At 66.8% G+C, this 25,388-nt stretch carries 22 protein-coding genes; 14 read left to right on the top strand and 8 right to left on the bottom strand.

Going from position 1 to position 25,388, the window contains the following annotated elements; all coding sequences use genetic code 11:
- Window positions 1–25 precede the first annotated feature (25 nt).
- The 3 genes from lnt (at window position 26) to GON01_RS17115 (ending at window position 3,757) form a co-directional block, all read left to right on the top strand.
- Window positions 26–1,528: an apolipoprotein N-acyltransferase gene (lnt, locus tag GON01_RS16060; protein ID WP_309503937.1), complete on the top strand. Its 1,503-nt coding sequence runs from the start codon at window positions 26–28 to the stop codon at window positions 1,526–1,528.
- Window positions 1,529–1,593: 65 nt separating this feature from the next.
- Window positions 1,594–2,838, top strand: a complete 1,245-nt coding sequence (metK, locus tag GON01_RS16055; protein ID WP_157028396.1) for a methionine adenosyltransferase — start codon at window positions 1,594–1,596, stop codon at window positions 2,836–2,838.
- A gap of 304 nt (window positions 2,839–3,142) precedes the next feature.
- Window positions 3,143–3,757 carry a PEPxxWA-CTERM sorting domain-containing protein gene (locus tag GON01_RS17115; RefSeq protein ID WP_232328922.1) on the top strand — a complete coding sequence of 205 codons (615 nt, stop codon included), beginning with the start codon at window positions 3,143–3,145 and terminating at the stop codon, window positions 3,755–3,757.
- Window positions 3,758–3,813: 56 nt separating this feature from the next.
- On the opposite strand, the gene GON01_RS16045 is transcribed toward GON01_RS17115, so the two are convergent.
- Together GON01_RS16045 and GON01_RS16040 are read right to left on the bottom strand one after the other, a co-directional pair.
- The gene (locus tag GON01_RS16045) at window positions 3,814–5,904 is read right to left on the bottom strand and encodes a RelA/SpoT family protein (protein WP_181600288.1); all 2,091 of its coding nucleotides are present in this window, start codon (window positions 5,902–5,904) and stop codon (window positions 3,814–3,816) included.
- A gap of 126 nt (window positions 5,905–6,030) precedes the next feature.
- Window positions 6,031–6,360, bottom strand: coding sequence for a CC_3452 family protein (locus tag GON01_RS16040; RefSeq protein ID WP_157028394.1), 330 nt, complete (start codon window positions 6,358–6,360; stop codon window positions 6,031–6,033).
- Between the two features lie 142 nt (window positions 6,361–6,502).
- Between GON01_RS16040 and GON01_RS16035 the strand changes: the two genes are divergently transcribed.
- Window positions 6,503–6,979, top strand: a complete 477-nt coding sequence (locus tag GON01_RS16035) for a winged helix-turn-helix transcriptional regulator (protein WP_157028393.1) — start codon at window positions 6,503–6,505, stop codon at window positions 6,977–6,979.
- Between the two features lie 46 nt (window positions 6,980–7,025).
- On the opposite strand, the gene queG is transcribed toward GON01_RS16035, so the two are convergent.
- Window positions 7,026–8,186, bottom strand: a complete 1,161-nt coding sequence (gene queG, locus GON01_RS16030; protein ID WP_157028392.1) for a tRNA epoxyqueuosine(34) reductase QueG — start codon at window positions 8,184–8,186, stop codon at window positions 7,026–7,028.
- 187 nt (window positions 8,187–8,373) lie between these two features.
- Between queG and GON01_RS16025 the strand changes: the two genes are divergently transcribed.
- The 5 genes from GON01_RS16025 (at window position 8,374) to GON01_RS16005 (ending at window position 15,350) form a co-directional block, all read left to right on the top strand.
- Complete coding sequence (locus tag GON01_RS16025) at window positions 8,374–11,709, top strand: TonB-dependent receptor (protein WP_157028391.1); 3,336 nt, start codon at window positions 8,374–8,376, stop codon at window positions 11,707–11,709.
- 150 nt (window positions 11,710–11,859) lie between these two features.
- Window positions 11,860–12,954: a sensor histidine kinase gene (locus GON01_RS16020; protein ID WP_157028390.1), complete on the top strand. Its 1,095-nt coding sequence runs from the start codon at window positions 11,860–11,862 to the stop codon at window positions 12,952–12,954.
- Window positions 12,951–13,751, top strand: coding sequence for a LytR/AlgR family response regulator transcription factor (locus GON01_RS16015; RefSeq protein WP_157028389.1), 801 nt, complete (start codon window positions 12,951–12,953; stop codon window positions 13,749–13,751). The genes GON01_RS16020 and GON01_RS16015 overlap by 4 nt, the downstream gene beginning before the upstream one ends.
- Window positions 13,751–14,575 (top strand): TolB family protein, encoded by an 825-nt coding sequence (locus GON01_RS16010; RefSeq protein ID WP_157028388.1) that lies wholly within the window; start codon window positions 13,751–13,753, stop codon window positions 14,573–14,575. The genes GON01_RS16015 and GON01_RS16010 overlap by 1 nt, the downstream gene beginning before the upstream one ends.
- A gap of 10 nt (window positions 14,576–14,585) precedes the next feature.
- Window positions 14,586–15,350, top strand: coding sequence for an isocitrate lyase/PEP mutase family protein (locus tag GON01_RS16005; protein ID WP_157028387.1), 765 nt, complete (start codon window positions 14,586–14,588; stop codon window positions 15,348–15,350).
- A 31-nt stretch (window positions 15,351–15,381) separates the two neighbouring features.
- On the opposite strand, the gene msrB is transcribed toward GON01_RS16005, so the two are convergent.
- Window positions 15,382–15,873: a peptide-methionine (R)-S-oxide reductase MsrB gene (gene msrB / locus GON01_RS16000; RefSeq protein ID WP_157028386.1), complete on the bottom strand. Its 492-nt coding sequence runs from the start codon at window positions 15,871–15,873 to the stop codon at window positions 15,382–15,384.
- A 56-nt stretch (window positions 15,874–15,929) separates the two neighbouring features.
- Window positions 15,930–17,162, bottom strand: coding sequence for a cytochrome P450 (locus tag GON01_RS15995; protein ID WP_157028385.1), 1,233 nt, complete (start codon window positions 17,160–17,162; stop codon window positions 15,930–15,932).
- A gap of 145 nt (window positions 17,163–17,307) precedes the next feature.
- On the opposite strand from GON01_RS15995, the gene GON01_RS15990 reads away from it, so the two are divergent.
- Complete coding sequence (locus GON01_RS15990; RefSeq protein WP_157028384.1) at window positions 17,308–17,865, top strand: CC0125/CC1285 family lipoprotein; 558 nt, start codon at window positions 17,308–17,310, stop codon at window positions 17,863–17,865.
- On the opposite strand, the gene GON01_RS15985 is transcribed toward GON01_RS15990, so the two are convergent.
- Complete coding sequence (locus GON01_RS15985; RefSeq protein ID WP_157028383.1) at window positions 17,862–18,914, bottom strand: mannose-1-phosphate guanylyltransferase/mannose-6-phosphate isomerase; 1,053 nt, start codon at window positions 18,912–18,914, stop codon at window positions 17,862–17,864. The genes GON01_RS15990 and GON01_RS15985 overlap by 4 nt on opposite strands.
- 67 nt (window positions 18,915–18,981) lie before the next feature.
- Between GON01_RS15985 and GON01_RS15980 the strand changes: the two genes are divergently transcribed.
- On the top strand, window positions 18,982–19,827 hold the full coding sequence (locus GON01_RS15980) for an ATP-binding protein (RefSeq protein ID WP_309503932.1): 846 nt from the start codon (window positions 18,982–18,984) through the stop codon (window positions 19,825–19,827).
- Window positions 19,828–19,945: 118 nt separating this feature from the next.
- On the opposite strand, the gene GON01_RS15975 is transcribed toward GON01_RS15980, so the two are convergent.
- The gene (locus tag GON01_RS15975; protein ID WP_157028381.1) at window positions 19,946–20,389 is read right to left on the bottom strand and encodes a hemerythrin domain-containing protein; all 444 of its coding nucleotides are present in this window, start codon (window positions 20,387–20,389) and stop codon (window positions 19,946–19,948) included.
- 126 nt (window positions 20,390–20,515) lie between these two features.
- On the opposite strand from GON01_RS15975, the gene GON01_RS15970 reads away from it, so the two are divergent.
- Complete coding sequence (locus tag GON01_RS15970; protein WP_157028380.1) at window positions 20,516–22,324, top strand: DUF885 domain-containing protein; 1,809 nt, start codon at window positions 20,516–20,518, stop codon at window positions 22,322–22,324.
- A gap of 86 nt (window positions 22,325–22,410) precedes the next feature.
- On the opposite strand, the gene GON01_RS15965 is transcribed toward GON01_RS15970, so the two are convergent.
- Complete coding sequence (locus GON01_RS15965) at window positions 22,411–24,228, bottom strand: ABC-F family ATP-binding cassette domain-containing protein (protein WP_157028379.1); 1,818 nt, start codon at window positions 24,226–24,228, stop codon at window positions 22,411–22,413.
- A 94-nt stretch (window positions 24,229–24,322) separates the two neighbouring features.
- Here GON01_RS15965 and GON01_RS15960 point away from each other — a divergent pair, with 94 nt between their 5' ends.
- Window positions 24,323–24,610, top strand: a complete 288-nt coding sequence (locus tag GON01_RS15960) for a PepSY domain-containing protein (protein WP_232328921.1) — start codon at window positions 24,323–24,325, stop codon at window positions 24,608–24,610.
- Between the two features lie 10 nt (window positions 24,611–24,620).
- Entirely contained in the window at window positions 24,621–25,286 is a 666-nt protein-coding gene (locus tag GON01_RS15955) for a response regulator transcription factor (RefSeq protein ID WP_157028377.1), read from the top strand.
- Window positions 25,287–25,388: the final 102 nt, after the last annotated feature.

Genomic DNA, 25,388 nt, shown 5'->3' with positions numbered 1-25,388 from the left:
GGCAAAGGCGCGCGATAGCGCCGCCGTGCTCCGTTATCCGAAGCTACTCGCGCTGGCCGCAGGCGCGCTGTCGGCGACCGGCTTCGCGCCGCTCGATCTCTGGCCGGTCATGCTCTTGTGCCTGGCGCTGCTGATCCACTTGCTGGCTATGGCCCCGTCCTGGCGGAGCGCCTTCTGGCGCATGTGGCTGTTCGCGCTCGGCCATTTCACCGTCGGCCTCAATTGGATCGCGCACGCCTTCACCTACCAGGACACGATGCCGCACTGGTTCGGCTATGGCGCGGTGGTCGCGCTGTCGCTTTACCTGGCCGTGTTTCCGGCGCTGGGGGCCGCAGCCGCTTGCCTGGTCAGCCCGCTCCGGGACGGAGAGAGGGACGTTTCATTCTCCTTCTTCTTCGCCGCGGCCTGGATTGCGACCGAATGGCTTCGCGCCACCCTGTTCACCGGCTTTGCCTGGAATCCGCTCGCGGCGATCTGGGCAGCGCCGGGACCACCCGGATTGCTGACGCTCATCGGAACTTACGGCGTCGGCGGTTTCACAATCCTGTTGGCCGACATGCTCCGGTCGGCATTCATCGATCATCGTTGGCAGCAATGGGCAAGGGCGGCGCTGATGCTCGGCCTCCTCCTCCTGCCGACATCGCGCATACCGAATCTGCAGCCTGGCCCGCACGTCCGCATCGTCCAGCCGAATGTCAGCCAGGACGAGAAGCAGGACGTCGATGCACAGGCCGACCATATCCGCGAATTGGTGCGCATGTCGGGTCCTCCCGGTCCCGCGCCGCGGCTGCTGCTCTGGCCTGAGGCGGCGATCGACAATGGCTATTTGCTGGCCGAGGAGCCGGGGCTGCGCCGCTATGTCGCCAGGGCGCTGGGCCCGAACGACGTGCTGCTGACCGGCGGCATCGCGCTCGAATATGACCGTTCGGGCCGTGCCATCGGCGGCCGCAACAGCGTGTTCGCAATGGGACCGGACGCGCGCATCCTCGCCCGCTACGACAAGGCGCATCTCGTGCCCTACGGCGAGTATCTGCCGATGCGCTCGATCCTGACCCCGCTCGGCCTGTCGCGGCTGGTGCCGGGCGATCTCGATTTCTGGCCCGGGCCGGGGCCCGTGACGTTCGACATTCCGGGCGTCGGCCCGGTCGGGTTCCAGATCTGCTACGAAATCATCTTTTCGGGCCAGGTCATCGATCGGGCGCACCGGCCGATCTTTCTGTTCAATCCGTCGAACGACGCCTGGTTCGGTCGCTGGGGGCCGCCGCAGCATCTGGCGCAGGCGCGGCTGCGGGCCGTCGAGGAAGGCATGACGATCGTCCGCGCCACGCCCACCGGCATCTCAGCCGTCATCGGCCCTGATGGCCGGCTGCTCGGCACGATCGGCCTCGGCAAGGCCGGCGTGCTCGACGCAGCGCTTCCAGCGCCCGCGGCGTGGACCGCCTTCTCTCGCCTCGGCAACCTGTTGCCGGCCCTGCTGGCGCTCATTCTCACCGCTTTGGGCGTTGTCATTCGCCTTCGCCGCCGCTAGAGGCGTGCACACATAAACATATCTTTATATGCGGGCTTCGCGCCTGCCCTACTACAGGACCGACGATGCGCTCAAACTATCTTTTCACGTCCGAATCGGTGTCCGAGGGCCATCCCGATAAGGTCGCCGACCAGATTTCCGACGCCGTGGTCGACCTGTTCCTGTCGAAGGACCCGGAAGCCCGCGTCGCCTGCGAGACGCTGGTGACCACGCAGCGCATCGTGATCGGCGGGGAAATCCGCTGCCGCGGCGCCTATGACGAGGAGCAGTTCGCCGACACCCATGGCTGGGCGCCCGGCGTGCGCGATGAGATCGAACAGGTCGTGCGTCACGTCGTCCAGAAGATCGGCTACGAGCAGGGCGGGTTTCACTGGCAGACCGCCGATTTCGACAACCACCTGCATGGCCAGTCCGCGCATATCGCGCAGGGTGTCGACGAGAGCGGCAACAAGGACGAAGGCGCCGGCGACCAGGGCATCATGTTCGGCTACGCGACCGACGAAACCCCGGACCTGCTGCCCGCCACGCTCTATTACTCGCACCGGATTCTGGAGCGGCTCGCCAAGGATCGCCACGACGGCACCGTCCCGTTCCTCGAGCCCGATGCGAAGAGCCAGGTGACGCTGCGCTACGAAAATGGCGAGCCGGTCGCGGCGACCGCGCTGGTCGTCTCCACCCAGCATGCGCCCGGCTATTGCGATGATGGCCGGGAAGGTTCGGATGCCGCGAAATATGCGCAGCTGCGCGACTATGTCGTCGGCGTGTTCAACGACGTGCTGCCCGCCGGCTTCGTCAGCGACGAGACGAAGATCTACGTCAACCCGACCGGCCGTTTCGAGATCGGCGGCCCGGACGGCGATGCGGGCCTGACCGGCCGCAAGATCATCGTCGACACCTATGGCGGCGCGGCGCCGCACGGCGGCGGCGCCTTCAGCGGCAAGGACCCGACCAAGGTGGACCGCTCGGCCGCTTATGTCGCGCGCTATCTCGCCAAGAACGTCGTCGCGGCCGGCCTCGCCAAGCGCTGCACGATCCAGCTTTCCTACGCGATCGGGATCGCCGAGCCGCTGTCGCTCTATGTCGACCTGCACGGCACCGAGCGGAACGGCGCCAGCGCCGAGAAGCTGGAGCAGCTGCTGCCGCAGCTGGTGAAGCTGACGCCCAAGGGCATTCGCACCCATCTCGGCCTCAACAAGCCGATCTACGGCCCGACTGCGGCTTATGGCCATTTCGGCCGCAAGCCCGATGGCGACCTGTTCAGCTGGGAGCGCACCGACCTTGTCGACAGGCTGAAGCAAGCGATCGCCTGACCGATCGGCTTTACGATGGCGAAGGAGCCCCGTCGCTTGCGCGGCGGGGCTCTGTTCGCTTCAGGGGGTTATGTTTTGAGCGGCCGGCCCGGCACCGGTCCGCAACGGCTCAACTGTCCAGCGGGGCAGGTGGACCACTCATTTCGCACTCGAAGCGACGAACTGTTTCATTCCGGAGATGAACCGTTCGAATAAACATTAATTCTGAATGAACCGGAGTGGCCCGGCATCGTTCTAGGTGCGGCTGGAAAGGTTACGCCAGCTTTCCGATCGAGCGGGGGTCGTTCGCTCAGGGAGTATGAGCATGAAAAAATGGGTCTTGGCCGCGGCAGCGGCAATTGCATTCGCAGGTCCCGCGGGTGCGGCGGTTCTCACGCTGGCGAGCGTGAATACCAACGGTCCCGGGGATTACACCTGGAACTATCAGGGCACTCTCGGTCCCGACGAAGGCGTGCGCTCCGGCGACCGCCTGATCATCTTCGATTTCGCCGGCTATATCGACGGATCGATCTTCACGCCGTCCGCCAACGTGGTCGGCTCGGTCGAGAACAGCTCGCCCGGAGCCTTCGTGACCCCCGGCTTCAACGACGATCCGAACGTCGCGAACCTGGTCTTCACCTATGTCGGGCCGGACTTCCGGAACACCGGCGGCCCGTTCTCGCCGTTCGACTTCAATGGCCTGGGCGCGCGCTCGACCTTCAATGGCCAGACCATCGACGCGTTCTTCACGCTGACGACGAAGAACAACCCGGACGGCGTGCCGGCCGGCTCCAACACCGCCGTGTTCACGCTCGGCCAGGTGACGGTGCCGATCTCGGCGGTTCCCGAACCGGCGACCTGGGCGATGCTGCTGGGCGGCTTTGGCCTGCTCGGCGCCGCCACGCGCCGCCGCAGCCGCGTCACGCGCGTCGTCGCCTGACCGCACTGCGAGGAGGAGAGGCCGGCCGTCGCGAGACGGCCGGCCTTTTCGCGTGGCTAGAGCCGCTCGGCGCTCGCCACGGCATCCGCCGCACGCAGCGCCGCCAGGATGCGGACCAGATGCTGGAGGTCGTGCACTTCCAGATCGACCTGGAACGTGTGGAACGCGCCGTCGCGATTGGTGAGGCGGAGGTTCAGGATATTGGCCTTATGGGCCCCGAAAATCCCGCTCATCACCGCCAGTGACCCCGGCTCATTCTTCAGCACGACGCTGAGGCGCGCAGTGCCGCCATCGGACTTGTCGCCCCAGGCCAGGTCCACCCAATCGGCATCGACGCCGTCGGCCAGGTTGACGCAGTCGATCGTGTGGACCTGAATGGCCTCGTCGGGGCGCCTGAGCCCGACGATCCGGTCGCCCGGCAGCGGATGGCAGCATTGGGCGAGGTCGAAGGCGACGCCCGGCGTCAGTCCCTTGATAGAGATCGCCTCGCGCTGGGCGGGCGGCTTGGTGCTGACGTCGCCGCCGGCGGAGCCGGGCATGAGCGCTTCCATCAGCGCGACGTCGCCGATCGTGCCGCGCGCGACCGCGATCATCAGGCTCGCCTCGTCGCCGACCTTCAACCGCTGCATCGCATTGCGGAGCGCCTCTTCGCCCAGCTGCGCCGGCAGCCGCTGGACGATCTCGTCATACAGCTTGCGGCCCAGCGCGATCAGCTCGTCGCGCTCCTTGTGCCGCACGAATCGTCGCACGGCGGCGCGCGCCTTGCCGGTCACGACGAAGTTCAACCAGCCGGGCTGCGGCTCCTGCGCCTTCGACTTCAGGATCTGGACCTGGTCGCCGTTGCTGATCGTCGTGCGCAGCGGCACCACCCGCCCATTGACCTTGGCGCCGACCGTCTGGTCGCCCAGGTCCGTATGGACGGCATAGGCGAAATCGACCGGCGTCGCGCCCTTGGGGAGCTGGATCAGCTCGCCCTTCGGCGTGAAGGCAAAGATCCGGTCCTGGTACATTGCCATCCGCGTGTGCTCGAGCAGCTCTTCCGGGCTCTCGGCTGTGTCGAGGATCTCGATCAGGTCCCTGATCCAGCGGACCTGCGTGTCCGGCCTTTCCTGCGCCTGCTTGTAGGCCCAGTGCGCGGCAAGTCCGAATTCGGCCTGGGCGTGCATGTCGGCGGAGCGGATCTGGATTTCGATCCGCATATTCTCGGCATGGATCACCGACGTGTGGAGCGAACGATAGCCGTTGCGCTTCGGCGTTGAGATATAGTCCTTGAACCGGCCCGGGACCATCGGCCAGCGCGCATGGATCACGCCCAGCGCCTTGTAGCAGTCCTGGGTGGACGGAACGATCACGCGGAACGCCATCACGTCCGACAATTGCTCGAAGCTGATGTGGCGCTCCGCCATCTTGCGCCAGATCGAATAGGGATGCTTCTCGCGCCCGGTCACTTCGCTTTCGATGCCGTTTCTCGAAAGCAGCAGCTTCAGGCCCGACGCGATCCGCGCGATCCGGTCGCCGCCGCCTTCGTGAAGCTGCGCCAGCCGCTTGGTGATCGACTCGTACGCTTCCGGCTCGAGTTGCCTGAACGCGAGCGTCTGCATCTCGTTCATGAACTCGTACATGCCGATCCGCTCCGCGAGCGGGGCATAGATGTCCATCGTCTCGCGGGCGATCCGGCGGCGCTTGTCCTCGTCCTTGATAAAGTGGAGCGTGCGCATGTTGTGGAGCCGGTCGGCGAGCTTCACCAGCAGCACGCGAATGTCGTCGGACATCGCCAGCAGGAATTTGCGCAGGTTTTCGGCGGCGCGCTGGTTCTCAGTCTGCGCCTCGATCTTCGACAGCTTGGTGACGCCGTCGACCAGCCGGGCGACGTTGGCGCCGAACTTCGCCTCGATCTCCTCGTGCGTGGCGACCGTGTCCTCGATCGTGTCGTGCAGGATCGCGGTCGCGATCGTCTCGTCGTCGAGGCGCAGGTCGGTCAGGATGCCGGCGACTTCGATCGGGTGGCTGAAATAGGGGTCGCCCGACGCCCGCTTCTGCGTGCCGTGCGCCTGCATCGAAAAGACATAGGCGCGGTTGATCAGCGCTTCGTCCGCCTCCGGATCGTAACTCTTGACCCGCTCGACCAATTCATACTGCCTCAGCACAGGGACAAGATCGGGAAACCGGTGCTTCAACGCAACAGCAATCGGCAAAAAACAACCGCCGGAGCCTTGCGGCCCCGGCGGAGGTGTGCGGACTGAGAGGGAGCGTCCGCTTGCGTTCGGGTCGGGTTAGCGGCCGGCGACCTTGGTCGTGTCCGCCTTGGCGTTGCACTTGGCGAGCGCTTCGCCGTCCAGCGACTGGTCGCCGGCGCGGAAGGCCGTCACCGGGCCGAGCTCGCGGGCGATGCTGGCGCAGACGATCGCGGGGCGGCTGGTGCCCTGGGCGGCCGCGCAGACGGCGCCGTCGCAATTGACGATCATGTCGCGCACCACCGTCTTGGCCGCGGCCGGCTGGGCCAGCGTGACGCTGTAGAAATTGCCGTTCGGCTGCGCCACCGCCGCCGAGCCGAGGGTCAGCGCGCCGGCGAGCGCCGCGGTGAAAGCTGCAATCCGTACCATGTTCCGTCCCTTTTCGATTTCAGTTGCGAATCGCTACCTAGTCGATTAGGTTTTAGGTTGCAACTGGAAACTGAAATTATTTTTGCCGCTTTGTGAACGCGGCGGCTTCGGCTAGGTTTTCGACAACGGGGAAGAGGATCGGATGGGCCTGAGAGAACCGCTTGCGCAGATCGCCGCGGAATGCAGCCTGCCCAAGGCGCTGGAAGCGATGGGCGAGCGCTGGTCCTTCCTGATCCTGCGCGCGGCCTTCAACGGCCTGAAGCATTTCGAGGAAATCCAGTCCAACCTGGGCATCGCGCGCAACATCCTCGCCAACCGGCTCGGCCGGCTGGTCGACGTCGGCATCCTCGACCGCGAGCCCTGCCCGGAGGACCGGCGCAAGATCGAATATCGGTTGACCGAAAAGGGGCTGGACCTGCTGCCCACCATGATCGCGCTCAGGCAATGGGGCGAGAAGTGGGAGACCGGCTGCCCGTCCAACCCGGTGCTGGTCGACAAGCGCGACCTGATGCCGGTCGCCGACGTGCGCGTGCTGTCGCAGGACGGCCGGCCGCTGGTCTGGGAAGACCTGGCGTTTCGCTGGCGCGAGGAACTGGACGAGGCGCGCGCGGCTGAGTGACGCCGTCATCGCGGGCTTGACCCGGGACCTACCTTCTTGCTGCGTCTCAAAGGTAAAGGTGGGTCCCGGCTTTCGCCGGGATGACGGACATCGCTGCCCACTCGTTCCTCACATCCTCATCTGCTTCGACGGCGAAGCGCGCCTCCCGTTCCTCCGCAAACGCGTCGGCATCCAGCCGCCCCAGTGCCCACACCGCCGCGCCTCTGACGATCGGGTTCGGATCGTCAAGCTGCGCCCGCACGGCCCTCACCAGCCCCGGCGAGCTGCTGTTTCCTGCGGCGATCAGGCAGTTCCGCATCATCCGGTCGCGGCCGATGCGCTTGATCGGCGAGCCGGCGAAGAGCTGGCGGAAGCCGGCGTCGTCGAGTTGGAGCAGGTCGGCCAGCATCGGCGCGCTGAGTTCCGCGCGCGGAGCAAAGGCCAGGTTGGCGGCGGCCGCGTCGGCGAATTTGTTCCAGGGGCAGACCGCCAGGCAATCGTCGCAGCCATAGATTCGGTTGCCGATGCCTGGCCGGAGGTCGCGCGGGATCGCCTCCTTATGCTCGATCGTGAGGTAGGAAATGCAGCGCCGCGCATCGAGCCGGAACGGCGCCGGGAACGCGCCGGTCGGGCAGGCGCGCTGGCAGGCGTCGCAGCTGCCGCAGCGTTCGGTGCCGGCCGCGTCCGGCTCCAGATCGAGCGTCGTGAAGATCGCGCCCAGGAACAGCCAGCTGCCATGGTCGCGGCTGACCAGATTGGTGTGCTTGCCCTGCCAGCCCAGGCCTGCGGCCTCGGCAAGCGGCTTCTCCATCACCGGCGCGGTATCGACGAACACCTTCAGGTCGCCGCCCGCCGCGCCGATCAGCCAGCGCGCCAGCTCCTTCAGCTTGCGCTTCACCAGATCGTGATAGTCGGCGCCCTGGGCATAGACCGAGATGCGCCCGGCCTCCGGCTCGGAAGCGAGCCGCAAAGGATCGGTCGAGGGCGTGTAGCTCATGCCGAGGGCGATCACCGATCGCACCTCCGGCCACAGCCCGGCCGGCGCCGCGCGCTGGTCGGCGCGGCTTTCCATCCAGATCATGTCGCCATGCGCGCCGTCGGCCAGCCAGGCGCGCAGCCGCTCGCCGGACCGGGGCGCCGCATCCGCGCGCGCGATCCCGCAGGCGGCAAAGCCGATCCGGCCGGCCTCGGCCTTCAATTCTTCGGAGAGACGTTCCGCGGCATTCATCCGCGTCGCATATAGGCGTTCGCCCGGCCGCCCAGCGTGTCTTTTTTGCAACGCACAACAGATTGTTAAATTGCGCTCCCCCCGAGTCCGTTGCGAGTCTTCGATCCGCAACATATCGCCCGCAGCAGAGCCAGCGCCTGCTGGTCTTGAGTCGCGGGCGGGCCACGGCCCGGCAATGGGGAAAGCAATGCGGAATCATCTCTTTATCGGCGCGGCCATTGCCGCGCTTGTCGCTCCGGCTGCCGTCCAGGCGCAGGAAACCACGTCAACGATTCGCGGCACGGTGACCGACAACGGCGCTCCGGTCGCGGGCGCCACCGTCACGGCCGTGCACGTGCCATCGGGCACGCGGTCGACCACCACCACCGACGCGTCCGGTGCTTTCACGCTGCCCGGCCTGCGCGTCGGCGGTCCGTTCACCGTCAGCATCAACGGCAACCAGGCCCAGGTGACGGACGTGTTCACCGTGATCGGCACGCCGTTCAACCTGCCGCTCGACCTGGCCGTGCTGAGCGGCCAGAATGCGGGCGAGGAAATCGTCGTCACCGCGTCGTCGGTCGCGCGCGCCGGCAACGTCTCGCAGGGTCCGGCGACGGTCCTGACCGCGACCCAGATCCAGACCGTCGCGACGATCAACCGCGACATCCGCGACCTTTCGGTGCGCGATCCGTTCGCCCGCCTCGACGACACGCCGTCGGGCGGCCGCGCCGTCTCGTTCGCGGGCCAGAACGCCCGCTACAACCGCTTCACCGTCGACGGCGTGCCGATCACCGACAATTTCGGCCTCAACCCGGACTCGCTGCCGACCCGCCGCTCGCCCATCCCGCTGGACGCGATCGGCCAGTTCCAGGCCCGCGTCGCGCCCTATGACGTACGCGAAGGCAACTTCCAGGGCGGCGTCATCAACGCCATCCTGAAGTCGGGCACCAACGAGTTCCACGGCACCGGCTTCTACAGCTACAACAGCGACAAGCTGACCGGTGACCAGACCAAGTCGCTTCACGTCAACCTGCCAAAGTTCAAGAGCGAGAATTACGGCGCCGAGATTTCCGGCCCGATCATCAAGGACAAATTGTTCTTCATGGTCGCCGGCGAGCGCGTCCGTGCCGGCACGCCGATCCCGGAAGGCCCGATCGACAACAACGCCGGCGCGCCGATCCCCGGCCTGACCCAGGCGATCGTCGACCAGATCAGCCAGATCGCCAAGCAGCGCTTCAACTACGACACCGGCGGCGTGCTCAACAACTCGGACGACAAGGACGACCGCCTCGTCGCCCGTCTCGACGCCAACCTGTCGGACAGCCAGCGCGCGTCGCTGACCTATTCGTACACGAAGGACTCGATCAAGTTTAACCAGAACAGCTTCGTCACGCCGCCGCCGGGCCTGGGCCTGGAATCGAACGGCTATGTGGCGTCGAACCGGCTGCACTTCGGCGTGTTCAGCCTGAACTCCGACTGGTCGGACAATTTCTCGACCGAGGTCCGCGCCTTCTACAAGGACTATAAGCGCGGCCAGGACCCCATCCTGGGTCGCGGCTTCGCGCAGGTCCGCGTTTGCGCCGCCGCTACGTCGGACCGTCCGGGCACCGGCACCGACACCGGCACCAACCTGTCGACCTCCTGCCCGAGCGGCGTTCCGATCGTCAGCTTCGGCCCGGACGTCTCGCGCCAGACCAACGAGCTGACCAGCAACACGTTCGGCACGCTGGTCCAGGCCCGTCTGAAGGCCGAAGACCATGATCTGCGCCTGTTCGGCGAGTTCCAGACCACGAACATCTTCAACGCCTTCCTGCAGCGCAGCGCCGGCGACTATTATTTCGACTCGATCGCCGACTTGCAGGCCGGCAATGCGCAGCGCTACCAATATGCGAACGCGGTGCCGTCGCTGGACCCGGACGATGCCGCGGCCAAGTTCAATTACCAGCTCTACACCTTCGGCCTGCAGGACAATTGGCGGCTGACCGACACGTTGAACCTGCTGCTCGGCGTGCGCTACGACCTGTACGGCGGCTCGCCGAACCCGACGCTGAACCCGAACTTCGTCAAGCGCTACGGGTTCGTGAACAATGCGTATATCTCGGGCCGCGGCCTGTTCCAGCCGCGCTTCGGCTTCGACTGGAAGCCGACCAGCCGCATCGCCATCCGCGGCGGCGCCGGCGTGTTCGGCGGCGGCACGCCCGACGTGTACGTGTCGAACAGCTTCTCGAACACGGGCATCCTGACCAACCAGATCGACGTTCGCCAGGCGAACAACGGCGCCTTCACCGGTACCGGCGTGAATGCGACCAACGGCGCGGCGATCCTGCAGGGCGTCAACCCGGCGACCATTCCGGGCGCGGCCAACGACCTGCTGTCGGCGGCCTCCGTCTCGACCACCGGCACCACCAACGCGCTCGACCCCAACTTCAAGCTGCCGTCGCAGCTGCGCGCAACGCTGTCGGGCGACTATACGGCCGATCTCGGCTTCATGGGCGACGAATGGCGGTTCGGGCTGGACTTCTTCTACTCGAAGGTCCGCAACCAGGTGTTCTTCACCGATATCCGTTCGGTCCAGAGCGGTCTGCTGACGCCGGACGGCCGTCCGCGCTACGTGCCGGTCACGCTGAACGCCAACGGCACCCGCAACTTCAACGACACCGGCACCGACATCCTGCTCACCAACACCGGCAAGGGCCGCGCCTATGTGGCGGTCGCCCGGTTCGACAAGAGCTGGGATTTCGGGCTGAACATCTATGGCAGCTTCACCTATCAGGACGTGAAGGACCAGACGCCGGCGACCTCGTCGACGGCCGGTTCCAACTATCTGAACGGCGCCTTCTTCGATCCGAACCGGGCGCAGTATGCGACCTCGAACGACGAGGTGAAGTATATCTTCAAATATGGCCTGACCTTCGATCACGCCTTCTTCGGGGACTACAAGACCCGCGTTGCGCTGTTCGGCCAGACCCGTATCGGCCATCCGTTCAGCTACACCTTCACCGACCCGTCGGGCGGCCGCAGCCCCGTCTTCGGCACCACCGGCTCGGGCACCAACGGCACCAGCGGCTCGCGCTACCTGCTGTACGTCCCGAAGATCGGCGGCGATCCGCTGGTCACCTATGACTCGGCGGCGACGCAGTCCGCGTTCGAGGCCTTCATCAACTCGAACGGGCTGAAGAACTTCCAGGGCAAGGTCGCGCCGCGCAACGCGTTCAACTCGCGCTGGTACACCAAGATCGACCTGCACGTGGAGCAGGAGATCCCGACCTTCATCGGCGATTCCCGCGTCACGCTGTTCGCGGACATCGAAAATGTCGGCAATCTGATCAACAAGGACTGGGGCCAGATTCAGGAGTTCGCGTTCCCGTACACCGTGCCGGTGATCCAGGTGCAGTGCCTGACCACCCCCGGCGGCGCGGTCGCGACCAACTCGGGCCAGGCGTGCGCCCAGTATCGCTACTCGTCCTTCAACAACCCGAAGGCGACGGTCTATTCGAAGCAGTCGCTCTACGCGATCCGCGTCGGCGCCCGCTTCACCTTCTAACGCGCGCCTCACGGCAACCGCAACACCGCCGTCCGGGCAACCGGGCGGCGGTTTTCTTTTGGGCCGCCACCTTCCCTCTCGTCATTCCGGCGCAAGCCGGAATGACGAGGATGGTTCTACTTTTCCACGAAGTTGGCTAGAGCCCTGGCAATGGCCCTGGGCTTCGCCGCGAAACCGTTCTTCGACGACAAGAACCGCGCCTTCTGGAATCTGCAGACGGCGGGCTGGGCCGGCTATTTCCTGCTGCGCACCCTGTCGGGCTTCGCCAACGGGCTGACGCTCGCCTTCCTGGTGCCGGTCGCGGTCTCGACCGCCACCGGCTATTCGCTGACCCTCGTCCTCGGCGCTCTCTACCGCGAGCTGATCCGGCGCAAGCCGGTCACCACCTGGCTCGGCTCGATCGGCGGCATGCTGGTCGCGGCCGGCATCTACTCGATGATCGACGCCTGGATCTTCAACACCATCCAACGCCCGGGCGAAGGCTTTCAGATCAGCCTGTTCCTCGGCACGATCTTCCTCGATTTCGTGGTCATCGGCGCCTGGTCCGCGCTCTATTACGCGATCAATTTCTTCCTGGTGGTGGAGGACCAGGCGGATCAGCTCCGCGCCCTCGAAAGCCAGGCCTCGTCAGCGCAGCTGGCGATGCTGCGCTACCAGCTGAACCCGCATTTCCTGTTCAACACGCTCAACTCCATCTCGACCCTGGTGCTGCTGAAGCAGACGGAGCGCGCGAACGCGATGCTGTCGCGCCTGTCCTCGTTCCTACGCTATACGCTGGTCAACGAGCCGCTCGGCCAGGTGACGCTGGAGCAGGAGATCGAGACGCTGAAGCTGTATCTCGAGATCGAGAAGATGCGCTTCGAGGACCGGCTGCGGCCGATCTTCGAGATCGACCCGATCGTGCTGAAGGCGCGGCTGCCCTCGTTGCTGCTGCAGCCGCTGGTCGAGAACGCGATCAAATATGCGGTGACCCCGCTGGAGGAAGGCGCCGACATCATCGTCAGCGCGCGGCTGGCTGTCGACCGCGTGCGCATCACGGTGGCCGATACCGGGCCGGACTTGAATGAGAAGCGCTCGGGGCCCATTCAATCGACAGGAGTCGGTCTGGCGAACATTCGCGACAGGCTGGCGCAGGCCTATGGCCAGGATCATGAGTTCGACGCGAAAGCGCGTGCGGGGGGCGGATTCGAGGTTCGCATCGAGATTCCGTACCAAACCGAGGAACAACCAAGGGAAGCCGCATGACCATCAGAACGATCCTCGTCGATGACGAGCCGCTGGCCATCCAGGGCCTGCAACTGAGGCTTGAGCCGCACGAGGATGTCGAGATCGTCGACACCTGCTCCAACGGGCGGGAAGCGATCCGCTCGATCAAGACCAACAAGCCCGACCTGGTTTTCCTCGACATCCAGATGCCCGGCTTTGACGGCTTTTCGGTCGTCCAGGGGTTGATGGAAGTGGAGCCGCCGCTGTTCGTGTTCGTGACCGCCTATTCGGATCACGCGATCCGCGCCTTCGAGGCGCAGGCAGTCGACTATCTGATGAAGCCGGTCGAGGAAGACCGGCTCGCCGCCACGCTCGACCGCGTGCGCCAGCGTCTCGCGGAAAAGCGCGGCGTCGAGGAAGTGGACCGGCTGCGCGAGGCGCTGGCCGAAGTCGCGCCCGAAGCCGCAGCCGAGATCAGCGAAGGCGCCGAGGCGCCGTCGGCCAGCCGTTTCGAGAAGATGATCAACATCAAGGATCGCGGGCAGATCTTCCGCGTCGACGTCGACAATATCGAGCGGATCGACGCGGCCGGCGATTACATGTGCATCTACACCGCCGACAACACGCTGATCCTCAGGGAGACGATGAAGGACCTGGAAAAGCGGCTCGATCCGCGCCGCTTCCAGCGCGTCCATCGCTCGACCATCGTCAACCTGGACCTGGTCAAGCAGGTCAAGCCGCACACCAACGGCGAATGCTTCCTGGTGCTGGATTCCGGCGCGCAGGTGAAGGTCAGCCGCAGCTACCGCGACGTGGTTGCGCGCTTCGTCCATTGATGATTGTCGGTGCGCTGCCACTCGCGGCGAGCGCGCCGATCGTCTGGTCCAAGCCGCCGATTTCCTCCGGCCAGTTCGAATCCCATCCTGCGTTCGATCCGCTGACCGGCGACCTGTGGTTCGTGCGTTCGACGCCCGAATTCCGCGGCTGGCGGCTGAAGGTCAGCCACTGCGGCAAGAACGGATGGGGCGAGCCGACCGAGGCGCCGGTCGCCGGTGATGGCGTGGAGGCGGACCCGTGGTTCAGCGGCGACGGGCGGACTTTGTGGTTCATCTCCACGCGCACGACCGATGGCGTCAGGCACAAGGACCTCGACATCTGGCGCGTGACCCGCGGTCGGGACGGAAAATGGGAAACGCCCGAGCGGCTGCCGGCACCGGTCAACTCGCCCGGCCAGGAGTGGTTTCCGCGGCCAGCACCGGACGGCTGGCTCTATTTCGGCTCCGACAGGGCTGGCGGTTTCGGCAAGACCGACATCTGGCGCGCGCGGGAGGACCGTCCCGGCCATTGGATCGCCGAGAATGCCGGCGCCTCGCTCAACACGGCCGAACATGAGTACGAGCCGCTGCCGTCGCCCGACGGCACATGGATGCCGCTGAGCGGCGCAGATGCCTATTTCCGCAGCCAACGAACCGCGAACGGCTGGAGCCCGCGCGTGCGGCTCGGCCCCGAGATTAACGCGAACGGCAGCGAGATCGGCGCTGCCTTCTCGCCGAGCGGCAAGTCCTGGCTGTTCGCACGCGACACGAAGGACGGCCGCTCGGGCGAATTGCTGCTGGTGGATGGTCACGAAGGCTGGCCGGAGCCATGCCCGCGCAAGTAAGGAGGGACGCATGAACCAATCGGAAACGGCCCGGGCGTTCACGGTGCTGCACGTGCCGGGCGATCCGGTGATCCTGTTCAACGCCTGGGACCCGGGCTCGGCCAAGGCGATCGCCGATGCGGGCGCGAAGGCGATCGCGACCGGCAGCTGGTCCGTCGCCGCGGCACATGGCTTTGCGGATGCGGAAGGGCTGCCGATGGAGATCGCGCTCGCCAATGCGGCGCGCATCGCGGACGCGGTCGACCTGCCGGTGACGCTCGACTTCGAAGGCGGCTATGCCGTCGAGCCGGAGCGCGTCGCCGCCAATTTCGGCCGCGTGCTCGAAGCCGGCGCGATCGGCTGCAATTTCGAGGACCAGGTAGTCGGCGGCGAAGGGCTGCACCCGCTCCGCGACCACGCACGCCGCATCGAGGCGCTTCGGCGCAAGGCGGAGGCGGCCGGCATCCCCGCCTTCATCAACGCCCGGACCGACATTTTCCTCAAGGCCAAGGCCGACGCGCATGACCGTCAGGCGGTCGACCAGGCGCTGGAACGCGCCCGCGCCTATGCCGATGCGGGCGCGAGCGGCTTCTTCGTGCCCGGCCTGGCCGACGAACGCCTGCTCGCCCGCGTCTGCGAGGGCTCGCCGCTGCCGGTCAACGCGATGATGTTCCCCGGCATGCCGCATAAGAAGCGACTCGCCGAGCTGGGGGTCGCGCGGATCAGCCATGGCCCCGGGCCCTATCGCCAGGCGATGGCGGCGCTGACCGAGCTCGCGCGGACGGCCTTCGCTTGACCTTAGCCCTCCCCTTCAAGGGAGGGACTTTTTACGCCGCCTTCCCCGGCACGAACCTCAGCGCCAGGCCGTTGATGCAGTGGCGCTTTCCGGTCGGCTTCGGCCCGTCGTCGAAGATGTGGCCGAGATGGCCGCCGCAGCGCCTGCAATGCTCCTCGACGCGTTCGAAGCCCAGCTTGGTGTCGACCGACGTTGCGGTCGCGCCCGGCAGCGCCGCCCAGAAGCTCGGCCAGCCGGTGCCGCTGTCATACTTGGTCCTGGACGAATAAACCGGCAGCCCGCAGCCGGCGCAGGTGAACAGGCCGGCGCGATGCTCCTTTAGCAGCCGGCTGCTGCCCGGCCGCTCGGTCGCTTCCTCGCGCAACACGGCATAGGCATCGGGGCCGAGCCGCTTGCGCCATTGCGCCGGGCTGAGCCGGAAGCGCGGGTCGGCGGCCGGGGCGGCGGCGCCCGCCGGCATCGCGAGCCAGGCAGCGCCCGCCGCGGCAGCCCCGGTGAACAGAAACATTCGACGATCGATCATGGTCGCTGGCCCTCGCGGTTTCGCCCGTAAGCTACGGAGCTGCGGCCCGATCGGCTTCAGTATTTCGTGATCCGGACCGGCATCTTGCGATAGCCGTGCACGAAGCAGGCGCGCACGCGCACCGGCTCCTCCATCACCTCCACGCGCATCCGACGCTTCGCCATCTCCTCGAGCAGCACCTGGATCTGCAGCTCGGCCAGCCGCGCGCCGACGCAGCGATGGATGCCATAGCCGAAGGCAAGGTGCCGCCGCGCATTTTCCCGGTCGACGATCAATTTGTCGGCGTTGGGGAACACGCTCTCATCGCGATTGCCGGAGATGTACCAGAGCGCCAGCTTGTCGCCGGCCTTGATCTGCTGCCCTTCCAGCTCCGTATCCTGGGTCGCGGTGCGCCGCATATGGGCGAGCGGCGTCTGCCAGCGGATGATTTCCTGCACCGCGTTCGGGATCAGGCCGGGGTTCTGCTCGAGCTTGGTGCGCTCGTCCGGGAACTGGTTCAGCCCGTAGATCGCGCCCGACATCGAGTTGCGCGTGGTATCGTTGCCGCCAACGATCAGCAGGATCAGGTTCCCGATGAACTCATGGTCGTCCATGTTCGACATGGCTTCGGAATGGATCATCATCGAGATCAGGTCCGGCGTCGGTTCCTTGCCGACCTTGGCGTCCCAAAGCCCTTTGAAATAGGTCATGCACTCGAACATGTGGCCGAGCCGCTCCTGGCGGGTCGCCTCGTTGTGGACCAGCTCGATATCGCCGGCCCAGTCGGACCAGAAGGTCAGCTTGCGCCGGTCCTGCCAGGGGAAGTCGAACAGGATCGCCAGCATCTGCGTGGTCAGCTCGATCGAGACGCGGTCGACCCAGTCGAACGTCTCGCCCCAGGGCAGCTCGTCCAGGATTTCGGCGGTGCGGCGGCGCAGGTCCTCGGACATGCGGACGATCTCGCTCGGCGTGAACGCCGGGGCCACCGTACGGCGCTGGGCGGTGTGCACCGGCCGATCGCGCGCGATGAACATCGGCATCTTGTAATCGTCCTCGAACCGGTCGGCGAGCGTGATGCCGCCGGCTTCCGACGAGTAGATTTCGGGCAGGGCCTCCACGTGCACGATCGGCTTGTAGGCCGACACTGACCAATAGGGGCCGAACGCCGAGTGCTCGCAGCGATAGACAGGGGCCTCGCCGCGCAGCCGGCGGAACGGCTCCTGCCAGCTGTCCTCGACGTAAAGGTCGGCTCGGCTCACATCCAGTGGATCGTCGAATATCTCCGGCTGGGGCTGGACAAGCGTGGCCATCATCCGTCTCCTGGCTTGGTCTGCTTTCGGGCCAGAGTGCCATTGGTTGAGCGCAAGCGAAAGAGGGTTTTCACATGCAACTTATCCGATGGAACGGGCGGGCCGCCGCGCGTGTTGTCTGTGCGGAACTAAGAAAGTCGCGACCATGAAACGCCTGACCTTCGCCACGCTCGCCGCCGTCGCCTTGCTGGCCGGCTGCGCGACGCCCACCCCTTACCAGCCGCTCGGCGCTCCCACAGGGGTGCGCGGCGGCTTTTCCGAGCAGCAGATCGAACGCAACCGGTTCCGGGTCATGTTTGCCGGCAACCAATTCACCTCGCGCCAGCGGGTCGAGAATTACCTGCTGTTTCGCGCCGCGGAGCTGACCGTGCAGCAGGGCTATGACGGCTTCACGCTGGTCGACCGCAACACCGACAAGCACACGACGGTACAGACCTATGCGCGTCCGTTCGCGGCCGGCCCCTGGGGCTATTGGGGCCCGAGCTGGCGCTATTACGGCCGTTTCGGCTGGCGCTATTGGGACCCGTGGGGCTACGATCCCTTCTGGGCCGATACCGTGGACATCAATACCATCGACCGCTTCGAGGCGAGCGCCGAGATCGTAATGTTCAAGGGACCGCCGAAGAACGCCCGGGATTTCGACGCGCGCGAGGTGATGCGCAACCTTGGGCCGACGATCGAGCCGCCGGCGCCGCCGCGCTAGGTCTCGCGCGCCCTCACTGCGTCCAGAAGCTGCTTGACTTCCTGGCTGCGGCCGCGCGGCAGGATCAGCACCTGGTCGCGGGTCGCGACGACGATCAGGTCGGAGACGCCGAGCGCCGCGACCGTGGGGCCGTCGCTGCGGATCATGCAATCCGCGCTGTCGAGAGCCACGACCGCACCGGAAAGGACATTGCCCTGCCCGTCGGGCGTTCCCAGGCCATGGACGGCGTCCCAGCTGCCGACGTCCGACCAGGCCATGGCAACCGGCACGACCGCGACGCGCTCGGCCTTCTCGAGCACGGCATAGTCGATCGAATCCGCCGGTGACGCGCCGAACGACGCCGGATCTGGCAGCACGCGGCAGCCGCTGCGCTGCGCCCCGTCCATCGCCGCAGCAACCGCGTCCCGCATCGCCGGCGCGTGGACCGCCAGCGCGTCGAGATAGGCCTGCGCACGGAACAGGAAGATGCCGCCATTCCATGCGTATCCGCCTTCGCGGACCATCCGCTCGGCATCGGCACGCGGCGGCTTTTCGACGAAACGGTCGACCCGGTGCACGCCTTCGGCGAGCGCATCGCCCAGCCTGATATAGCCAAAGCCCGTTTCCGGACGTTCCGGCGTGATCCCGAACGTCACCAGCCAATCCTGCTCCGCAAGCGGCGCGGCCCGGTCGATGGCGGCACGGAATGCGTCGACGTCGCCGATCACATGATCGCTGGGCATCACCAGCAGCAGCGCGTCGGGCGCGGCGAGTGCGGCCAGGGCAATGGCCGGCGCGGTGTTGCGCCCCGCCGGCTCGAGCACCAGCGCATCGGGCGGGCAGCCGATCGCGGCCAATTGCGCTTCGATCGCGTCCGCGTGCGCGGCGTTGGCGACGACGACCGGACCGGCGAACCGCGCGCGGTCGGCGACGCGCGCGGCCGTCGCCTGCAGCATGGTCAGCTCGCCGGCGAGCCGGAGCATCTGCTTCGGCGTCGCGGCGGTGGAAAGGGGCCACAGGCGCGTGCCGGCACCGCCGGACAGGATGACGGGCGTGATCGGAATGGACATCGGGCGCGCCTTTTAACGGCTTTGGCCCGGTTGGAAAGGCGACGCGGGTGCCGCTATGGGGTCCCGCGTGTCAGACGAACTCGCCCGCATCGCGGCCGCGCTGGAGCGCATCGCGCCGATCCCCGCCGCCCCGGCCGATCCCCGCGCCGCGCCCGCCTATCTGTGGCGCGGCGCCGGGCTGGCGGAAGCACGCCATTTTGCGCCGCTGCCGCTCGATCTGCTGACCGGGATCGACGCGCAGAAGCAGGCGCTGCTCGCCAATGCCCGCCGCCTTGCGGCCGGTCACGCCGCGCACGACGTGCTGCTGTGGGGCGCGAAAGGCACCGGCAAGTCCGCGCTGGTGAAGTCCGTGGTGGGCGCGATCCGCGGCGAGGGCCGGGACCTCGCGCTGGTGGACGTCGCCGCCGACCGGCTGGATACGCTCCCGGCCTTGTTCGGCCAGGTCGAGAATGCCGGCCGCGCCTTCATTCTGTTCATCGACGATATCGGGTTCGAAGCGGGCGGGCCGGAAACGCGCATTCTGCGCTCGCTGCTGGAAGGTGGCGCCGAGGCGCGCCCGGCCAATGCCCGGCTGCATGTCACGTCCAACCGCCGCCATATCGTCGCCCGCGACATCGCCGAGCAGGAAAGCGCGATCAATCCGCGCGACGTGGTCGACGACCGGCTGGCGCTCGCCGACCGCTTCGGCCTGATGCTCGGCTTCCATGCGATCGACCAGCAGACCTATCTCGCGATCGTCGAGCGCTACGCAGCGACGTACGGCCTGCCCTTTGACCCACAGGACGCCCTCGCCTGGGCCGCCGAGCGCGGCGCCCGTTCCGGCCGCGTCGCCTGGCACTATGCGACCGAGCTGGCGGGACGGGAGGGCAAGCCCCTCTCCCGCCTGCGGGAGAGGGAGGGGCCCGCCGCGTAGCGGCGGGAGGGTGAGGGTCAGATTCCTTCACGCTCGGCGCGCTTCGCTCTAAGCCCCCCACCCCGCTCGCCGCTTGCGCCGCGACTCGCCCTCTCCCCGCCGGGAGAGAGGCTGAAACTCAAGCCCTCACCTTGTCCTTCTGCGCCTCGAACGCCTCGCCCATATCCTTGCGCTCGGCGACGTCGAAATCCTCCTTCACCTGGGTGAAGACCTCGTCCTCCTCTTCCTTGATATGATGATCGAGGATTTCCATCATCACCTTGGCCTGCGCGGACCATTCGGGCGACATCGGATCGGCGCCGCTCTTCAGCTGCGCGAGCAGCGAGTCGGCGAGGCCGTGCTCGGTATAGCCTTCGTAGCCCGCTTCTTCCTGCTCCTCCTCGCCGGTCTTGATCAGCGCGTCGTAAACGACCTTCTCTTCCGCCCGCGAATGCTTGACCAGCAGCTCGGCGAACTGGGTGAACAGCCGCTTGCGCTCGGCGCCGTCCTCGCTCTTGTTCACCGCCTTGATCAGCTTCTTCATTTCCATGTGATCGGTGTGCAGCGCCTTGGTGATTTCCATGTGCCTCTCCTCGTTTCAGGGGCACAACGAGCGACGTTCGGCGCGGTTGCCTGACGTTCGTCGAAGCGGGATGGCCTCGCCGCCGGTCCGGGCTAAACCGCTCCGCAAAGAGCAGGAGGGATGCCCATGGATCGCCGCACGTTTCTCACCACCTCGGGTCTGGCTGTCGCCGGCGCGACGCTGATCCCGTCTGAGCTGTTCGCGCAGGGCACGAGCGGCGATGCCGCCGCCAATGCGCTGTTCGAGCGCATCTTCCAGGAAGCGGTTGCCCGTTCGCCCGAGCTTGCGACCTCGCTGGGCCTCGATCGCGGTGCGCTCGCGGGCCTCAAGTCGAAGCTTTCCCCGCGAACGGCGCAGGAGCGGGAGGACGATCTTGCCCAAGTCCGCAAGGCGCTCGCGGAGCTCGGGCGGCTCGACCGCGCCAGCCTCTCGCCCGCCAACCGCCTGAACCTCGACGTCATCACCTATTCGCTGGAGGCGCAGACGGTCGCGCCGGCCAGGTACGGGATCGACAGCGTCGTGCGGCCCTACCCGATCTTCCAGCAGGGCGGCGCCTATTTCCGCACGCCGGACTTCCTGAACACCGCGCACACGATCCGCTCGACCGAGGGTGCCGAAGCCTATCTGGCCCGGCTCGACGCGTTCGCCCGCATCCTCGACGAGGAAACCGCCGAGCAGCGCGCGCAGGCGGCGCGCGGCTTCCTGGCGCCCGACTGGTCGCTCGACCTGACGCTCGGCCAGATGCGCAAGCTGCGGGGCGAAGCGGCGGCGAATTCGACGCTGGTCCAGTCGCTGGTCCGCCGTACCAAGGCCGCGAACATCGCCGGCGACTGGCAGGGACGCGCGACCAGGATCGTCGCGAACAACGTCTATCCGGCGCTCGACCGCCAGATCGCCGCGATCGAGGCGCTGAAGCCGACCACCCGCCCCGGCGACGGCGCATGGCGCCTGACCAATGGCGACGCGATCTACGCCGCCGCACTGGAGCAGATGACGACCACCAAGCTGACGCCGGAGGAAGTCCATCAGATGGGCCTGGCTCAGGTCGCCGAGATCAGCGCCGAGCTCGACAAGATCCTGCGTGGCGAGGGGCTGACCCAGGGCAGCGTGGGTGCCCGGCTCGATCAGCTCAACCGCCGCTCGGACCAGCTCTACCCGAACACGGACGAAGGCCGCGCCGCGCTGCTCGCCAGCCTGAACGACGACGTGCAGCGGATGACCGAGAAGTTGCCGCAGTTCTTCTCGACCCTGCCAAAGCAGCCGCTCGAAATCCGCCGCGTGCCGGTCGAGATCCAGGACGGTGCGTCGAACGGCTACTACAACCGCGCCGCGCTCGACGGCTCGCGGCCGGCGATCTACTTCATCAACCTGAAGGATACCGGCGACTGGCCGAAATACACGCTGCCGGCGCTCAGCTTCCACGAGGGCGTGCCCGGCCATCACCTTCAGATCAGCATCTCGCAGACATCGGCCGAGATCCCGACGCTGCGGAAGGTCGGCGGCTTCTCGCCTTATTCGGAAGGCTGGGCGCTTTATGCCGAAAGCCTGGCGGACGAAGCCGGCGTCTATCGCGGCCCGATCGAGCGGGCGGGCTTCCTGCAATCCTATCTGTTCCGCGCGACGCGGCTGGTGGTGGACACCGGCCTGCACGCCAAGCGCTGGAGCCGCGAAAAGGCCACCGACTATATGGTCGAGACGACCGGCTTCGCCCGCCCGCGCACGCAGCGCGAGGTTGAGCGCTACTGCACCCAGATCGGCCAGGCCTGCAGCTACAAGGTGGGCCACGGCGTCTGGTCCAAGCTGCGCAAGGAAGCGGAAGCGAAGCTCGGGCCGAAGTTCGACGTCAAGCGCTTCCACGACGTCCTGCTGGAAGGCGCAATGCCGCTGACCATCCTGGAACAGCGCGTGCGCGAGCGGATGAACGAGGTGGCTTAATTCATCGTCACCCCGGCCTTGAGCCGGGGCCTACCTTCTTAGGGTCGACGAAGGTGGGTCCCGGGTCATGTCCTGCGGATGACGAATCAGGCGTTCAGAGCCTCCACCATCTCGGCCAACTCGAGCCAGCGGTGCTCGGCCGCGTCCTTCTCGGCGCGCGCCGTTGCGATCGCCTGCGTCAGTACTGCGAACCGCTTCGGGTCCTGCGCATACAGCTCCGGATCGTGCAGCGCCGCCTCGTCGCGGGCGATCGCCGCCTCGATTTCCTCGATCCGCTTCGGCAGCAGATCGTAATCGCGCTGGTCTTTATAGCTGAGCTTCGTGGGACGCCGTTGCTCGCTCGCCCCGAGCATAGTCGAGGGGCGCGTCTCCGATGCAGTCGCCCCTCGACTACGCTCGGGACGAGCGGGCGTCGGACGCGGCGGCGTGCGTTTCCGCTCCCAATCCGCATAGCCGCCGGCGACGATGTCGACCTTGCCCGACCCGTCGAGCCCCAACGTCACCGTCACCGTACGATCGAGGAAGTCGCGGTCGTGGCTGACGATCAGCACGGTGCCTTCATAGTCGGCGATCACTTCCTGCAGCAGGTCGAGCGTTTCGAGGTCGAGGTCGTTGGTCGGCTCGTCCAGCACCAGCAGGTTGCTGCGCCTCGCGAATTCGCGCGCGAGCAGCAGCCGCGAGCGCTCGCCGCCCGAAAGCGTCCCCACGCGGGCATCGGCCAGGCCGGGATCGAACAGGAATTCCTTCAGATAGCCCTGGATGTGCTTCTTGGTGCCCCGCACCTCGATCCAGTCGCCGCCGTCCGCCAGCACGTCGCGCACGCGCTTGTCGGGCGCGAGCAGGCTGCGCTGCTGGTCGATGATCACCCCGTCCAGCGTCTTGGCGAGCGTGACGCTGCCTTCGTCCGGCGCCAGCTCGCCGGTCAGCAGCTTTAGCAGCGTCGTCTTGCCCGCCCCATTCGCGCCGACGATGCCGATCCGGTCCCCCCGCTGGATGCGGAGCGAGAAGTCCTTGATGATCGTCCTCTCGCCAAAGCGCTTCGTCACATGCTCGGCCGTGATGACGGACTTTGTGCGCACGTCATCCGCTTCGATGCCGAGCTTTGCCGCGCCGGCGGGACCCATCATCGCCGCCCGCTGCGCGCGCGTGCGGTTCAGCGCCTCCAGCCGCCCCTGGTTGCGCCGCCGCCGGGCGGTGACGCCGCGCTGCAGCCAGTGCAGTTCCAGCTTCAGCTTGGCATCCAGCTTTTCGGCTGCGCGCGCCTCTTCGGCGAAGACCTTTTCCTGCCACGCCTCGAATCCGCCGAAGCCGATCTCGGCCCGGCGCAGGCTGCCGCGGTCGAGCCACAGGGTCGAACGGGTCAGACGCGTCAGGAACGTGCGGTCATGGCTGATCGCGATGAACGCGCCGGTGTAGCGGTTCAGCCAGCTCTCCAGCCAGTCGATCGCAGCCAGGTCGAGATGGTTGGTCGGTTCGTCGAGCAGCAGCACGTCCGGCGCCTGTGCCAGCGCCCGCGCGATCGCCGCCCGCCGCCGCTCGCCGCCGCTCGCAGTCGATGCGGGGCGGGAAAGGTCGAGGCCGATCTGGTCGGCGATCGCCTCGACTTCGTGCAGCGCCGGCGCATCCTTGCCCGAAACGGCGAAGGCGCGCAGCGTCTCGAATCCCGCCAGCGCTGGTTCCTGCTCCAGCAGCACGACGTTAGTGCCCGGCACGATCGTCCGCCGCCCTGTGTCCGCCTCGATCCGATCGGCGAGCAAGCGCAGCAGCGTCGTCTTGCCCGCCCCGTTGCGGCCGATCAGCGCCAGCCGGTCGCGTTCGCCTACATAGAGGTCCAGATCGCGGAATAGCCAGCCGGACCCCTGGACGAGGCCCAGCCCTTCGTAAGCAAGAACAGGTGCGGGCATGCGCGCGCCCTAGCAGCTAGGCTGAACGGCCGCCAACTCCCGCATTCATGGGCTATTCAAAGCCCCTCCCCTAGGCGCTATGCCCATGAACCGGATGATGCGTATCGTTTCCATCGCGCTTGTTGCGCTCGCCCTCGCCGCGCCCGCCACGGCGCAGCGCCGGGGCGATCAGTATCGCGCGTACGAAGCGCACCAATCGGGCCGCGTGCTGTCGTTGCGTGAGATCGAGGACCGGATCCTCCCGCGGATGCGCGGATCGACTTACCTGGGTCCGGAGTTTGACGGCGGCGTCTATCGGCTGAAGTTCATGCGGTCGGGTTCGGTCATCTGGGTCGATGTCGATGCCCGCACCGGAGCGGTGATTGGCCGCTCCGGCTATTGAGGGGAATTCAATGCGCGTTTTGATCGTCGAAGACGAACCGAATCTCGGCGCCCAGCTGAGGAAGACGCTGGAAGGGGCCGGCTATGCGGTCGACCTCGCCACCGACGGCGAGGACGGGCACTTCCTGGGCGCGAGCGAGACCTATGACGCGGTCGTGCTCGACCTCGGCCTGCCAGAGATCGACGGGCTGACCGTGCTCGACCGCTGGCGCAAGGAAGGCAAGGCGATGCCGGTGCTGGTGCTGACCGCGCGCGACAGCTGGTCGGACAAGGTCGCAGGGCTCGATGCCGGCGCCGACGACTATCTGGCCAAGCCCTTCCAGTCGGAGGAGCTGATCGCCAGACTGCGCGCGCTGATCCGCCGTGCCTCCGGCAATTCGAGCTCCGAGCTGACCGCCGGCGACGTCCGTCTCGATACCCGCTCGGGCAAGGTCACGCTCGCCGGCGAGCCGGTCAAGCTGACCGCGCAGGAATATAAACTGCTCAGCTACCTGATGCACCATAAGGGCAAGGTGGTCAGCCGCACCGAGCTAATCGAGCATATCTACGACCAGGATTTCGACCGCGATTCGAACACGATCGAGGTGTTCGTGACGCGCATCCGCAAGAAGCTGGGCCAGGACGTGATCACCACGATCCGCGGCCTCGGCTACAGCCTCGAAGATCCGAATGGCTAGTAGTTTCCTCCCCAAGCTCGCTTGGGGAGGGGGACCATGCGAAGCATGGTGGAGGGGCCGCAGCGAAGCGAGGACGCTGACCCTCCGCTTCGCTCCGGGCCC

Source organism: Sphingomonas horti (assembly GCF_009753715.1).
Lineage (GTDB): Bacteria > Pseudomonadota > Alphaproteobacteria > Sphingomonadales > Sphingomonadaceae > Sphingomonas_B > Sphingomonas_B horti.
The sequence above is the reverse complement of the archived record's forward strand: the minus strand, read 5'-3'. Positions and strand labels throughout refer to the sequence as shown.

Excerpts from the sequence above, each read along its gene's own strand:
- metK (WP_157028396.1), top strand. The coding sequence starts at position 1,594 with ATGCGCTCAAACTATCTTTTCACGTCCGAATCGGTGTCCGAGGGCCAT.
- GON01_RS17115 (WP_232328922.1), top strand. The coding sequence starts at position 3,143 with ATGAAAAAATGGGTCTTGGCCGCGGCAGCGGCAATTGCATTCGCAGGT.
- GON01_RS16040 (WP_157028394.1), bottom strand. The coding sequence starts at position 6,360 with ATGGTACGGATTGCAGCTTTCACCGCGGCGCTCGCCGGCGCGCTGACC.
- GON01_RS16035 (WP_157028393.1), top strand. The coding sequence starts at position 6,503 with ATGGGCCTGAGAGAACCGCTTGCGCAGATCGCCGCGGAATGCAGCCTG.
- queG (WP_157028392.1), bottom strand. The coding sequence starts at position 8,186 with ATGAATGCCGCGGAACGTCTCTCCGAAGAATTGAAGGCCGAGGCCGGC.
- GON01_RS16025 (WP_157028391.1), top strand. The coding sequence starts at position 8,374 with ATGCGGAATCATCTCTTTATCGGCGCGGCCATTGCCGCGCTTGTCGCT.
- GON01_RS16020 (WP_157028390.1), top strand. The coding sequence starts at position 11,860 with ATGGCCCTGGGCTTCGCCGCGAAACCGTTCTTCGACGACAAGAACCGC.
- GON01_RS16015 (WP_157028389.1), top strand. The coding sequence starts at position 12,951 with ATGACCATCAGAACGATCCTCGTCGATGACGAGCCGCTGGCCATCCAG.
- GON01_RS16010 (WP_157028388.1), top strand. The coding sequence starts at position 13,751 with ATGATTGTCGGTGCGCTGCCACTCGCGGCGAGCGCGCCGATCGTCTGG.
- GON01_RS16005 (WP_157028387.1), top strand. The coding sequence starts at position 14,586 with ATGAACCAATCGGAAACGGCCCGGGCGTTCACGGTGCTGCACGTGCCG.
- msrB (WP_157028386.1), bottom strand. The coding sequence starts at position 15,873 with ATGATCGATCGTCGAATGTTTCTGTTCACCGGGGCTGCCGCGGCGGGC.
- GON01_RS15995 (WP_157028385.1), bottom strand. The coding sequence starts at position 17,162 with ATGGCCACGCTTGTCCAGCCCCAGCCGGAGATATTCGACGATCCACTG.
- GON01_RS15990 (WP_157028384.1), top strand. The coding sequence starts at position 17,308 with ATGAAACGCCTGACCTTCGCCACGCTCGCCGCCGTCGCCTTGCTGGCC.
- GON01_RS15985 (WP_157028383.1), bottom strand. The coding sequence starts at position 18,914 with ATGTCCATTCCGATCACGCCCGTCATCCTGTCCGGCGGTGCCGGCACG.
- GON01_RS15975 (WP_157028381.1), bottom strand. The coding sequence starts at position 20,389 with ATGGAAATCACCAAGGCGCTGCACACCGATCACATGGAAATGAAGAAG.
- GON01_RS15970 (WP_157028380.1), top strand. The coding sequence starts at position 20,516 with ATGGATCGCCGCACGTTTCTCACCACCTCGGGTCTGGCTGTCGCCGGC.
- GON01_RS15965 (WP_157028379.1), bottom strand. The coding sequence starts at position 24,228 with ATGCCCGCACCTGTTCTTGCTTACGAAGGGCTGGGCCTCGTCCAGGGG.
- GON01_RS15960 (WP_232328921.1), top strand. The coding sequence starts at position 24,323 with ATGATGCGTATCGTTTCCATCGCGCTTGTTGCGCTCGCCCTCGCCGCG.
- GON01_RS15955 (WP_157028377.1), top strand. The coding sequence starts at position 24,621 with ATGCGCGTTTTGATCGTCGAAGACGAACCGAATCTCGGCGCCCAGCTG.